The following is a 12,272-nucleotide window of genomic DNA, read 5'->3' on the forward strand; positions in this document are numbered from 1 at the left end:
ATGAACTGGAAGGACGAAAAAAAGCGGTTTGCTTGCGCATGGGCAGGAGTGATGGCTGCGGTAAAGGAAGAAGTGCATATGCGCATCCATATTGCGCTGGCTGTTGTTGCGATTATTGCTGCAGCAATCTTTCACATTTCCAGGATGGAATGGCTTATTCTTTTGTTAACGATCGGAAGTGTCATTGCTTTGGAATTAATCAATACGGCAATTGAACGTGTAGTTGATTTAGTGACGGCCGACTTCCATCCTTTAGCAAAAGCAGCAAAAGATATCGCTGCAGGCGCCGTTTTGGTCGCTGCGATTGTTTCTGTTATTGTTGGAATCACCATCTTTCTGCCATATCTCGTATAATCAATGAGTGAGAAAATTCTAATTTTTCTGTTATATTTTCATCAAGAATGATGAAATTTACAAAGATTTTTTGTAAAATAAAAGTAAGGAAGCTTATTGCTTCCCAAGTTGTGAAAGGAGAGAAACATTGAAAATAAACGAACTCATAGAAGAAGCAAAAAAAGCAAGAGGATACGCTTATGTTCCTTATTCAAAATTTAAAGTTGGCGCCGCTTTGTTAACAAAAGACGGCAAAGTGTACCGCGGCTGCAACATTGAAAATGCTGCTTATAGCATGTGTAATTGTGCGGAACGAACTGCGCTTTTTAAGGCGTATTCGGAAGGGGATAAAGAATTTGCTGCACTTGCTGTTATTGCTGATACGCCCCGTCCGGTACCGCCGTGTGGTGCATGTCGCCAGGTTATTTCTGAGCTATGTCCAAGTGATATGAAAATAATATTGGCAAATTTAAACGGGGATATCACCGAACTAACAGTGAAAGAACTACTACCAAATGCTTTTTCAGCGGAGGATTTGCATGAATAAGGAAGGATATAAATCAGGATTCGTTTCTATTGTTGGTAGACCGAACGTTGGGAAATCGACATTTTTAAATCGCGTCATCGGTCAAAAAATCGCTATTATGAGTGATAAGCCGCAAACGACGCGTAATAAAATTCAAGGTGTTTACACGACAGATGATGCACAAATTATTTTTATTGATACGCCAGGAATGCATAAACCAAAACATAAACTTGGCGATTTTATGATGAAAGTAGCGCTGAACGCGTTAAGAGAAGTGGACCTCATATTATTCATGATTAATGCAGAAGAAGGGTTTGGACGCGGCGACGCATTTATTATTGAACAGCTTAAAGCAGTAAATACTCCAGTGTTTTTAGTCATCAATAAAATTGACAAAGTTCATCCAGATGATTTATTGCCGCTAATCGATCAGTATAAAGACCTTTATCCATTTGCTGAGATTATTCCGATTTCTGCATTGCAAGGAAACAATATCGAAACATTAGTGGAACAAATCAAAAAATATTTGCCAGAAGGTCCGCAATATTATCCACCTGATCAAATAACAGATCATCCGGAACGGTTTATCATTGCCGAGTTGATTCGTGAGAAAGTGCTTCATTTAACGCGTGAAGAAGTTCCGCATTCCATTGCTGTCGTGGTAGAAACGATTGAGCGGCGCGAAGATAGCGATACAGTGTATGTCGGCGCGGTGATTATTGTAGAACGTGATTCGCAAAAAGGAATTATTATTGGAAAACAAGGACGAATGTTAAAAGAGATCGGGCAGCGGGCACGTATGGATATTGAAGCGCTTCTTGGGACAAAAGTATTTTTAGAACTATGGGTAAAAGTACAAAAAGATTGGCGCAATCGGTTAGCACAGCTGCGTGATTTCGGATTCCGGGAAGAAGAGTATTAATTAGAAAATTTTATGCAACATAAACGTTTCCTAGCGTGGTCAACCTATAATTAGACGGGAAAACAAGCAATGCTGCGGGCGGAAAGAGGTGTGGTTCCATGCTTGAGTTTACTTGGAAGCTATTCAGCCAAACAGGCAACATCGACACATATCTTCTTTTCAAAGAGCTGGAAAGAGAACAACAACCTAGCGGCGATGAGCAAGAAACGGAACTAAAGGAAGTCGATCAACCTATTTTTTGATTTGTGTTTTAGGGTCGGTGGTGATACGATTGTTTGAAAAATGTGAAGCAATTGTCATTCGCGCAATCGATTATGGCGAAACAAATAAAATTGTCACATTCTTCACGAGAGAATGGGGAAAGGTGGCTACGATGGCACGCGGAGCAAAAAAGCCAAGTAGCCGCCTTTCTGCCGTTACACAACCGTTTACGCATGGCTATTACTTAATTCAAAGAAGCCGCGGTGTCGGTGTTTTACATCAAGGAGATATTATCGATTCGATGCGAACGATCCGCGAAGACATTTTCACTGCAGCATATGCCTCTTATATTGTGGAGATGACAGATAAAGTAACAGAAGAACAGCAGCGCAATCCGTATTTGTTCGAGCTGCTTTTGCAGACATTACAATATATGAATGAAGGGCTCGATTTAGAGATTCTTGCTTGTATTTATGAAATGAAAATGTTATCTGTAATGGGGATTCCTCCTAAATTAGACCATTGCGCTGTATGCGGCCGGACAGAAGGAAAGTTTTCTTTTTCCATAAAAGAAGCTGGATTTATTTGCCACTGCTGCGAGAAAACCGACCCGTACCGAATTCCGCTTTCCGCAGCTTCTGTAAGGCTATTGCGCTTATTTTACTATATAGATTTATCGAGGCTTGGTACAATTTCTGTAAAAGAGGAAACAAAAAAAGAGCTTCGCGCTGTTCTTTCGTCCTATTATGATGAATATTCGGGATTGTCGTTAAAAACAAAGCGATTTTTAATGCAAATAGATGAACTAAAAAAGATTGGCTATCCTTATCAAAATCAAACGGAAAATGGAAGCGGCGGATGAAAAAGCGGTCATTAGTTGTCTTTATAAAGACAAAGTTTCCTTCTTTAAAACAGAGTGTAGTATAATAAAATAATAAATGGATGTGAAGATAATATGATCCAGCTTTTTATAAGGTGGTGAGCAGCGATCGAACTGAATAAACGCCAAGAACAAATTTTGCAAATTGTCAAGGATCATGGTCCGATTACAGGTGAAAGTATCGCTGAAAAGTTGAATTTAACAAGAGCGACATTACGCCCGGATTTAGCGATATTAACAATGGCTGGTTATTTAGAAGCACGACCTCGAGTAGGGTATTTTTATACAGGAAAAACCGGATCTCAACTGCTTGCCGATAAAATAAAAAAGATAAAAGTAGGTGACTATCAATCTATCCCGGTCGTTGTTAATGAAAATGTCAGTGTATATGATGCGATTGTCACCATGTTTCTTGAAGATGTCGGCACATTATTTGTCATCGATGATGAATCGCTTTTAGTTGGTGTTTTATCGAGAAAAGATTTATTGCGTGCAAGTATTGGCAAACAGGAGTTAACAACGATTCCTGTCAATATTATTATGACGAGAATGCCGAATATAGCGGTTTGTTATAAAGACGACCCGCTTATTGAAGTAGCGGAACAATTAATTGAAAAACAGATTGATGCGATGCCGGTAGTGCGAAAAACAGAAAAAGGATATGAAGTCATTGGGAGAATAACGAAAACAAATATGACAAAAGCGCTCGTTGCGCTAGCGAAAGACGATTTGTTATAGGATAAAAAAGGAGGAGGAAGATGAATCAGCGCCTTGTTTATGTTGTTTCCGATTCAGGAGGGGAAACGGCGGAACTCGTAGTGAGAGCAGCGGCAAGCCAGTTTTATAATTCTCACATTCAATTAAAGCGCGTGCCGTATGTGGAAGATAAGACGATGCTAGCGGAAGTGGTTGCATTAGCAAAAATGAATCAAGCAATTATTGCGTTTACGCTAGTTGTTCCGGAAATGCGCCAGTTTCTTATTGAGGAAGCTGCACGCGAAGGAGTAGTGGCGTACGATATTATTGGACCGCTTATTGAAAAAATGAGCGATTTATTTAAGTTGACGCCACGATATGAGCCGGGGCAAGTGCGTGTGCTTGATGAGGATTATTTCAAGAAGATTGAAGCGATTGAATTTGCCGTGAAATATGATGATGGACGTGATCCACGGGGAATTTTGCGTGCTGACATTGTGTTAATCGGTGTATCGCGCACCTCTAAAACACCGTTATCCCAATATTTAGCGCATAAGCGATTGAAGGTGGCAAACGTGCCGATCGTACCAGAAGTCGAGCCGCCAGAACAACTTTTTAAAGTACCTCCCGAAAAATGTTTCGGATTAAAAATCAGCCCGGAAAAACTGCTTTCGATTCGCCGTGAGCGCCTAAAATCGCTCGGATTGAACGACCAGGCTATTTATGCGAACATGGATCGCATTAAAGAAGAACTTGCTTATTTTGATGGGATAGTGAAAAAAATTGGCTGTGATGTTATCGATGTAACCAATAAAGCAGTCGAAGAGACAGCAAACATTATTATGAAAAAAAGAAGATTATAGCACATTCACGATAATGTGAACTGTGCTTTTACTTTTTTATAGCATATTTTCACCATTTGTATTATAATAAAAAATTGCGAGAAAAATGAACAATGCAGGTTTAGAGTGCATAAAGAACGAGTAAACTATTTATAGCCAACTTGTCAATAGGAAAGGAGAAATCTTTTTCGACAAAATTCGTTTATTATATAGGAGAAAAAGAAGGATTTTCGAGAACGGTGTAGAATAATAGGAGGTGTGAATCTGATTGCTCGATTGACTTTGATCCGAAGCGGAGCTGGCAATATGATGACAGCAATCAGATCTGGACATTGAGACCGACCGTTTTTGTGGACGCGGATGCTTGCCCAATAAAAAGTGAAATTTTCTCGCTTGCTTGTAAATATAATATACCAAGTGTGTTTATTTCTTCGTACAATCATTTTTCTCCCTTCCAGAAAATGAAATGGGTATATATCGATACAGAAAAAGAAGCGGTGGATTTATATATTTTGAATCATGCCGCAAGAGGAGATGTAGTTGTTACTCAAGACATCGGGTTGGCAAGCATGCTTGTTAACCGTGGTGTACATGTGATTTCTCCGCGTGGAAATGTGTACGAAGAAGGAGAGATGGATAGCGCTCTTTATCATCGTTATCTTCAAGCAAAACAGCGAAGGCAAGGTGTATACCCAAAGGGAATGAAGCGGTTTTCTGATCGCGATCGTTGCCTTTTTCTGCAAAATTTCGAAAAAATTTTGTCGAAACTCGAAGGAAAATAGACATAGGTCGAGAATAATAAGATACGGAGTTGTTTATATGGGATACCGTATTCCCGAGGAAACGATTGAAGCGATTCGTCGTGCTGTTGATATTGTCGATGTAATTAGCGATTATGTCCAATTGAAAAAACAAGGACGTAACTATTTTGGATTATGCCCATTTCATGGGGAAAAGACGCCATCGTTTTCGGTTTCCCCAGAAAAGCAAATTTTTCATTGTTTCGGCTGTGGGGCCGGTGGAAATGTATTTTCGTTTCTAATGGATATTGAAGGAATTTCCTTTATTGAAGCAGTAAAACGATTAGCGATAAAGGCAAACGTCGATTTAGCGGATTTAGAGCTGGACGATGCGAATAAACAAAGCCGTGCTGATACGGGCGAAACAAAAATAATGGTAGAAGCGCATGAGCTTCTGAAAAAATTTTACCATCATTTGCTTGTAAATACAAAGGAAGGACAGGAAGCTTTTGATTATTTACAGGCGCGTGGATGGACAAGGGAAATTATTGATCAATTTGAAATCGGCTATGCCCCTGATTCATGGGATTTTGCCGTCAAACTTTTATCAGGGCGCGGTTTTTCGCTCGAGCTGATGGAAAAAGCCGGGTTAATTATTCGAAAAGAAAACGGCGGTGGCTATTTTGACCGTTTTCGTCATCGAATTATGTTTCCGATTCATAATCATCATGGAGATGCTGTTGGTTTTTCGGGCAGACTTCTTGGAGAAGGTCAGCCGAAATATTTGAACAGCCCGGAAACACCCATTTTCCATAAAGGAAAAATTTTATACAATTTTCATCAAGCGCGTTTACATATTCGAAAACATCAAGAAGCCATTTTATTAGAGGGATTTGCTGATGTCGTTTCCGCTGTGCAAGCAGGCATTGCCCATTCAGTAGCAACGATGGGAACAGCGTTAACGGAAGAGCACGCGCGTATTCTTCGACGCAATGTCGATACCGTTATTATTTGCTATGATGGTGATGCTTCAGGAATAGAAGCGACATTCCGCGCAGCGGAGCTGTTAGCAGATGCAGGCTGTCATGTGAAAATTGCAACAATTCCCGACGGTCTTGACCCAGATGAATATATAAAGAAATATGGTTCAGATCGATTTCGCCGCGATATTATTGATGCCAGCAGTTCGCTGATGGCGTTTAAAATGATGTATTTTCGCAAGGGAAAAAACTTGCAAAACGAAAATGATAAAATTCGCTACATTGAAGAAGTACTTCAAGAAATTAGCAAATTATCGAATCCCATCGAGTGGGATTACTATTTACGGCAGTTGGCTGACGAGTTTTCCCTTTCGTTATCTGCTTTGCAAGAGCAGTTGAATCGTCATCGAAATAATAAAACACATTCTAACAATGCGCAAAGCAAAGCGGCGCCGAGACCGCCGCTACAAAAGAAGCTTCTTCCTGCCTTTCAAAATGCTGAACGAATGTTGCTTGCCCATATGCTTCGCAGTCGTGATGTGGCTATGATTGTTCAGCAGACGATTGCAGGGGCATTCAATATCGAAGAACATCGGGCGATTGCTGCTTATATTTACGCATTTTACGAAGAAGGGAATGAGCCTGATGTCAGTTTGTTGCTTTCGCGTCTTCCTGATGATTTGAAACCTCTTGTGACAGAACTGTCGCTATTGTTGATCACTGATGAAATTTCCAATCAGGAACTGAACGATTATATGCGGCATGTGTTGAATTACCCAAAATGGTTAAAGCTAAAGGAAAAAGAACAAGAAAAAATTGAAGCAGAGCGAAAAAAAGACTTTTTAACTGCTGCGCGCATTGCAAAAGAGATCATCGAAATGAAAAAGATGTTATCATCTTCGTAATATTATGTTATAAGTTAAAGGAGGTAGTGAAATGGCTGAAAAACCAGCTCGTTCAAAACAAGCCGATACAGACGTAACATTTGAACAAGCGAAAGAACAGCTGACAGAGCTTGGTAAAAAACGCGGTATTTTAACATATGAAGAAATTGCTGAACGTTTATCCAGTTTTGATCTTGATTCTGACCAAATGGATGAATTTTACGAATACTTAGCTGATCAAGGGATCGAAGTCATTAGTGAATCTGATTTAGACGCTGATCCTGATATCGATGATTTATCAAAGGAAGAAGAATTTGATTTAAATGATTTATCGGTTCCTCCTGGCGTAAAAATTAACGATCCTGTGCGCATGTACTTAAAGGAAATCGGGCGCGTTCCACTGTTGTCTGCTGAAGAAGAAATTGAACTAGCGAAACGAATCGAACAAGGCGACGAAGAAGCAAAACGCCGCTTAACAGAAGCAAACCTTCGTCTTGTTGTTAGCATTGCTAAACGTTACGTTGGTCGCGGCATGCTATTTCTTGACTTAATTCAAGAAGGAAATATGGGTCTTCTTAAAGCAGTCGAAAAGTTTGATTATCGTAAAGGATATAAATTTAGCACTTATGCAACATGGTGGATCCGTCAAGCAATTACGCGTGCGATTGCTGATCAAGCACGGACCATTCGTATACCAGTGCATATGGTGGAAACGATTAATAAACTTATTCGCGTGCAACGGCAATTACTTCAAGATCTTGGACGTGAACCAACTCCAGAAGAAATTGCTGAAGAGATGGATTTAACTCCAGAAAAAGTACGCGAAATTTTAAAAATCGCCCAAGAACCAGTTTCTCTTGAAACGCCAATTGGCGAAGAAGATGATTCACATTTGGGTGATTTCATTGAAGACCAGGAAGCGACATCGCCATCCGAGCATGCGGCCTACGAGCTGTTAAAGGAACAGCTAGAAGATGTATTAGATACACTTACAGACCGCGAAGAAAACGTGCTTCGTTTGCGTTTTGGGCTAGACGACGGTCGTACGCGGACGCTCGAAGAGGTCGGAAAAGTATTTGGTGTTACCCGCGAACGCATTCGTCAAATTGAAGCAAAAGCGCTTCGCAAGTTGCGTCATCCAAGCCGCAGCAAACGGTTAAAAGACTTTTTAGAGTAACCACTTTCTAAAATAGTTTACTTCTTGTACTATTTGAGAAGTAAACTATTTTTCCTTTCCTTTTCGAGAGGCCGATTAATTATGAACAAACAAAGGCGCGAAATTATTGTACGGGAAATTGAATATTGGAAACGTTCTAGCCTCCTTCCAGAGCAATATTGCGATTATTTGCTGGCATTATATACGGAGGGCGAGTATAAAAAATGCCCAAGCGACATCCTCCGAACTCGTCAACGGGGGATGATCCGTTTCCTTTTAGTGGCATTCATTTGTCTATTGTTGCCAGCAAATGCTCTTGTCATTTATTTTACTGAATTGTCATTCGTTTTGCAAATGCCCCTTTTATTTCTTTTTTTCTTTATATGCGTCATAGTTGCATGGATGTGGAAGGGACAAGGAAATATTGTTCATATCCCGCTTATTAGTGGTGCGTTCATTTTTCTTATTGCATCGATCGAAGTTGGCGAATATTATTTTCCGAAACAAAAAGCGGTTATTGCATCGATTGTTTTCGTAAATTGTTTATTATGGATCTTCGTAGGAAAGCGGTTCCGTTTTCTTTATTTGTTTATATCCGGTGTAATCGGAATAGGGGTTTTAATTGTTTTTCTTTTATTTTAACTTTTTGGCAATTTTGTCGTAGAATGAGATTAGGGGCTTTTCCTTTGCGGTAATTTACAGTAAAATAAAATTGTTTGTAGCGGTTACATTTGCTGAACAATGGTTATACATAAGGGAGGTAAAAAAATGAATCGAAATCCGTTAATCCCATTTTTCATCATTATGCTGATTGGGATCGGACTTACTCTTGGGCTTTCATTTAAGGGGCTCGGCGATGCAAAGGAACTTGCAAAAGAGAAAAAAGGCGGCGAGAAAACAGAGCAAACGGCTGCGGCAAATCCAGAAGAATTTTATCAACAAACATGCAGCGGCTGTCATGGACAAAATTATGAAGGCGGTGCTGGTCCGGCATTAAAAGGTGTGGGCCAACGGCTTTCGGTAGACGAAATTAAAAACGTGATCCAAAACGGTCGCGGCGCCATGCCTGCAGGCCTCGTTCCGCCGGACAAAGCAGATGAAATGGCAAAATGGCTTTCTAAGCTGAAATAAACAAAAAATCCCTTTGCCTTAGGTGAAGGGATTTTTTGTTTATGATACAATATACAGAAGAGTGAAAGGGATGTGAATAGAAAAGGTGAATGAATTTCGTCTGTCCAAACGTCTTGAAACAGTTGCCTCTTTCATTCCAAAAGGTGCAAAGCTAGCTGATATCGGTTCAGACCATGCATATTTGCCGTGTTATGCATATTTGCATGGATATATTACAAAAGCGGTAGCGGGCGAAGTAGCAGATGGTCCGCTTCGCTCCGCCAAACAACAAGTCGAAAGGACAGGACTAAAAGACGTCATTTCTGTGCGAAAAGGCGATGGATTGGAAGTGATTAAACCTGGCGAAGTGGACTGTATTACGATTGCCGGTATGGGAGGCACATTGATTGCTAACATTTTAGAGGCTGGAAAAGACAAGCTTCTCGGCGTAAAGAGGCTGATTTTGCAGCCGAATGTCGGCGCGCATATTGTGCGCAAATGGCTGCTGGACCATGACTGGGAACTGATTGCGGAGCGCATATTGGAAGAAGAGGGGAAAATTTATGAAGTGCTTGTTGCTGAAAAAGGCGATGGAAAAAGGCCATATGAAAATATAGAGACGGAATTATTGTTAGGCCCGTTTTTATTGAAAGAAAAAAATGATGTGTTTTTAAAAAAATGGCGTCATGAACTTGCTCACTGGAAACAGATTTACCGCCAATTAAATGAAAAGGCAGAAACAGAGTCTGCCGTCGCAAAAAAACGAGAACTAGAGAAAAAAATGAAGATGGTTGAGGAGGCATTGCGGTGAACAGAATTCCAAGCGGTCATGAAATCATTCAATTATTTGAGCAATTTGCACCAAAACATTTAGCGATGGAAGGCGACAGAATCGGTTTGCAAATTGGAACGTTAAATAAACCAGTCAAAAAGGTAATGATTGCCTTGGATGTTTTAGAAGAAGTAATCGATGAGGCTGTAGCGGAAGAGGTAGATCTTATTATCGCGCACCATCCACCGCTTTACCGTCCGCTAAAGCAGATCATTACTGATCAAGCGCAAGGACGTATCATTGAAAAATGTATGAAACATCATATTGCCATTTATGCTGCTCATACGAATTTAGATATCGCCAATGGAGGGGTAAATGACTGGTTAGCGGAGGCGTTGGGGCTGGAGCATGTAGATGTATTGATTCCGACGTATGAAGAGCCGCTGAAAAAACTAGTCGTTTATGTTCCGGAGACACATGCCGACCTTGTTCGTGAGGCGATCGGTAACGCGGGGGCAGGCCATATCGGCAACTACAGCCATTGTACGTTCAACGGCCGCGGTATCGGTACTTTTTTACCGCTAGAAGGGGCGAATCCGTTTATCGGGAAATCCGGGACACTGGAGCAAGTGGAAGAGGTGCGTATTGAAACGATTGTCCCGGCTTCCTTGCAAAACAAGGTTATTTCTGCGATGTTAAAAGCACATCCGTACGAAGAAGTGGCGTATGACATATATCCGCTTGAAAATAAAGGAAAAGTATTCGGATTAGGAAGAATTGGCCGCTTGCCGGAAGCGATGACACTTGGGGAGTTTGCAGAGCATGTGAAAAAAGCGTTGGACGTTCCGGCGGTGCGTGTTGTTGGCCATTTGCAAGATATGGTTCAAAAAGTCGCAGTGGTTGGCGGTGATGGAAATAAATATATCTCACAAGCAAAATTAGCCGGCGCTGATGTTTATGTGACGGGGGATGTATATTATCATGTTGCGCACGATGCAATGATGCTTGGGCTAAATATCGTGGATCCGGGACATAATGTGGAGAAAGTAATGAAACAAGGGGTCGCTCGCTTTTTAGAAAATGCGTTTGCTAAACATCAGTTTGCAACGACCGTCTGCATTTCGAAAGTGCATACCGATCCATTTACGTTCGTATAAACATATAGCCGATATTCGCTAAACGAATATCGGCCATTGTTTTATTCTTTTTTTGCTTTTACTTTCGGTAAAATTTTTTGCAGCGGTACTTTCCGCTCGCGTTTCCATGTATTAGGATCATTCGGATCAAACTGCTCTAAAAAATCGATTACTTCTTTTGTAATTGGGGTTGGTGTTGAAGCTCCTGCTGTAACGGCTACTTTTTTTGCGTCTTTAATCCAATTAATATCAATTTCTGTTACATCGGCAACGCGGTACGCTTTCGTGCCAGCAATTTCTTCCGATACTTGCGCAAGGCGATTGGAGTTGTTGCTTCTTGGATCGCCAACGACGATTGTGACATCGGCGTCTTTTGCTTGTTCCGCCACTGCCTCTTGGCGGAGCTGGGTTGCCATGCAAATTTCTTTATGCATTTCGACATGTGGATATTTTTCTTTTACTTTTGCCATAATATCGGCAACATCCCATTGGCTCATCGTTGTTTGGTTTGTCACCATGATGCGGTCGTTTTCAATCGTTAGACGTTCCACATCTTCCATCGTTTCGACAAGATGGATGCGCGTCGGATCAATGCCGACCGCTCCTTCTGGTTCGGGATGGCCCTTTTTGCCAATATAAATAATTTCATATCCGTCCGCCAGCTTTTCTTTAATTAAGTTATGGGTTTTTGTCACGTCTGGACATGTCGCATCGATCGTGACAAGCCCTTTTTCGCGGGCGCGCCTTTTCACTTCGGGCGATACGCCGTGCGCAGTAAAGATCACTGTCCCTTTGTCAATTTTTTCTAGAATCTCTAATCGGTTTTCTCCATCGAGCGTAATAATTCCTTCCTCGGCAAATGCATCGGTAACATGTTTATTGTGAACGATCATTCCGAGAATATAAATCGGTCTTGGCAACGTAGGATCTAATGCTACATTTCTTGCGATTACCATCGCATCAACAACCCCGTAGCAGTAACCGCGAGGGGTAATTTTAATCACTTCCATATTGGTTCCTCCTAAACTCCGACATACGGAGAGACTATCTCTTTCTTTTACATTATATCGGAGAAAGTGGAAGAACACAAAGTA

15 protein-coding genes are annotated in these 12,272 nt (G+C 41.0%); 14 read left to right on the plus strand and 1 reads right to left on the minus strand.

What is annotated here, in order from left to right; translation table 11 throughout:
* The 14 genes from FNL97_RS05135 (at nt 1) to FNL97_RS05200 (ending at nt 11,199) form a co-directional block, all read left to right on the plus strand.
* Entirely contained in the window at nt 1-354 is a 354-nt protein-coding gene (locus FNL97_RS05135; RefSeq protein ID WP_143415162.1) for a diacylglycerol kinase family protein, read from the plus strand.
* 127 nt (nt 355-481) lie between these two features.
* On the plus strand, nt 482-880 hold the full coding sequence (locus FNL97_RS05140; protein ID WP_041269712.1) for a cytidine deaminase: 399 nt from the start codon (nt 482-484) through the stop codon (nt 878-880).
* Nucleotides 873-1,781 carry a GTPase Era gene (gene era, locus FNL97_RS05145; protein ID WP_062677205.1) on the plus strand — a complete coding sequence of 303 codons (909 nt, stop codon included), beginning with the start codon at nt 873-875 and terminating at the stop codon, nt 1,779-1,781. Before FNL97_RS05140 ends, era begins: the two co-directional genes overlap by 8 nt.
* Nucleotides 1,782-1,879: 98 nt before the next feature.
* On the plus strand, nt 1,880-2,023 hold the full coding sequence (locus FNL97_RS05150) for a YqzL family protein (RefSeq protein ID WP_143415163.1): 144 nt from the start codon (nt 1,880-1,882) through the stop codon (nt 2,021-2,023).
* A 29-nt stretch (nt 2,024-2,052) separates the two neighbouring features.
* On the plus strand, nt 2,053-2,844 hold the full coding sequence (gene recO, locus FNL97_RS05155) for a DNA repair protein RecO (RefSeq protein ID WP_143415164.1): 792 nt from the start codon (nt 2,053-2,055) through the stop codon (nt 2,842-2,844).
* Nucleotides 2,845-2,970: 126 nt separating this feature from the next.
* Nucleotides 2,971-3,600, plus strand: a complete 630-nt coding sequence (gene ccpN, locus FNL97_RS05160; RefSeq protein ID WP_015864528.1) for a transcriptional regulator CcpN — start codon at nt 2,971-2,973, stop codon at nt 3,598-3,600.
* A gap of 20 nt (nt 3,601-3,620) precedes the next feature.
* Complete coding sequence (locus FNL97_RS05165; RefSeq protein ID WP_015864527.1) at nt 3,621-4,421, plus strand: pyruvate, water dikinase regulatory protein; 801 nt, start codon at nt 3,621-3,623, stop codon at nt 4,419-4,421.
* A gap of 311 nt (nt 4,422-4,732) precedes the next feature.
* A complete protein-coding gene (locus tag FNL97_RS05170; RefSeq protein WP_143415165.1) occupies nt 4,733-5,182 on the plus strand; it encodes a YaiI/YqxD family protein in 450 nt (149 codons plus the stop codon).
* A gap of 37 nt (nt 5,183-5,219) precedes the next feature.
* Nucleotides 5,220-7,025, plus strand: a complete 1,806-nt coding sequence (dnaG, locus tag FNL97_RS05175) for a DNA primase (protein ID WP_062677208.1) — start codon at nt 5,220-5,222, stop codon at nt 7,023-7,025.
* Between the two features lie 31 nt (nt 7,026-7,056).
* Complete coding sequence (gene rpoD / locus FNL97_RS05180; protein ID WP_143415166.1) at nt 7,057-8,181, plus strand: RNA polymerase sigma factor RpoD; 1,125 nt, start codon at nt 7,057-7,059, stop codon at nt 8,179-8,181.
* Between the two features lie 81 nt (nt 8,182-8,262).
* Nucleotides 8,263-8,802 (plus strand): hypothetical protein, encoded by a 540-nt coding sequence (locus FNL97_RS05185; RefSeq protein ID WP_062678758.1) that lies wholly within the window; start codon nt 8,263-8,265, stop codon nt 8,800-8,802.
* Between the two features lie 126 nt (nt 8,803-8,928).
* Nucleotides 8,929-9,291 (plus strand): cytochrome c550, encoded by a 363-nt coding sequence (gene cccA, locus FNL97_RS05190; protein ID WP_015864522.1) that lies wholly within the window; start codon nt 8,929-8,931, stop codon nt 9,289-9,291.
* Between the two features lie 85 nt (nt 9,292-9,376).
* On the plus strand, nt 9,377-10,081 hold the full coding sequence (locus FNL97_RS05195; RefSeq protein ID WP_062752940.1) for a tRNA (adenine(22)-N(1))-methyltransferase: 705 nt from the start codon (nt 9,377-9,379) through the stop codon (nt 10,079-10,081).
* Nucleotides 10,078-11,199: a Nif3-like dinuclear metal center hexameric protein gene (locus FNL97_RS05200; RefSeq protein ID WP_015864520.1), complete on the plus strand. Its 1,122-nt coding sequence runs from the start codon at nt 10,078-10,080 to the stop codon at nt 11,197-11,199. The genes FNL97_RS05195 and FNL97_RS05200 overlap by 4 nt, the downstream gene beginning before the upstream one ends.
* 41 nt (nt 11,200-11,240) lie before the next feature.
* Here the strand turns inward: FNL97_RS05200 and FNL97_RS05205 are convergent, their stop codons facing one another.
* Entirely contained in the window at nt 11,241-12,188 is a 948-nt protein-coding gene (locus FNL97_RS05205; RefSeq protein ID WP_015864519.1) for a 4-hydroxy-3-methylbut-2-enyl diphosphate reductase, read from the minus strand.
* Nucleotides 12,189-12,272: the final 84 nt, after the last annotated feature.

Origin of the sequence: Geobacillus sp. E263, assembly GCF_007197795.1 — a bacterium.
Lineage (GTDB): Bacteria > Bacillota > Bacilli > Bacillales > Anoxybacillaceae > Parageobacillus_B > Parageobacillus_B toebii.

Coding starts and splice junctions, on each gene's coding strand:
- FNL97_RS05135 (WP_143415162.1), top strand. CDS start 1: ATGAACTGGAAGGACGAAAAAAAGCGGTTTGCTTGCGCATGGGCAGGA.
- era (WP_062677205.1), top strand. CDS start 873: ATGAATAAGGAAGGATATAAATCAGGATTCGTTTCTATTGTTGGTAGA.
- FNL97_RS05150 (WP_143415163.1), top strand. CDS start 1,880: ATGCTTGAGTTTACTTGGAAGCTATTCAGCCAAACAGGCAACATCGAC.
- FNL97_RS05165 (WP_015864527.1), top strand. CDS start 3,621: ATGAATCAGCGCCTTGTTTATGTTGTTTCCGATTCAGGAGGGGAAACG.
- dnaG (WP_062677208.1), top strand. CDS start 5,220: ATGGGATACCGTATTCCCGAGGAAACGATTGAAGCGATTCGTCGTGCT.
- rpoD (WP_143415166.1), top strand. CDS start 7,057: ATGGCTGAAAAACCAGCTCGTTCAAAACAAGCCGATACAGACGTAACA.
- FNL97_RS05185 (WP_062678758.1), top strand. CDS start 8,263: ATGAACAAACAAAGGCGCGAAATTATTGTACGGGAAATTGAATATTGG.
- cccA (WP_015864522.1), top strand. CDS start 8,929: ATGAATCGAAATCCGTTAATCCCATTTTTCATCATTATGCTGATTGGG.
- FNL97_RS05205 (WP_015864519.1), bottom strand. CDS start 12,188: ATGGAAGTGATTAAAATTACCCCTCGCGGTTACTGCTACGGGGTTGTT.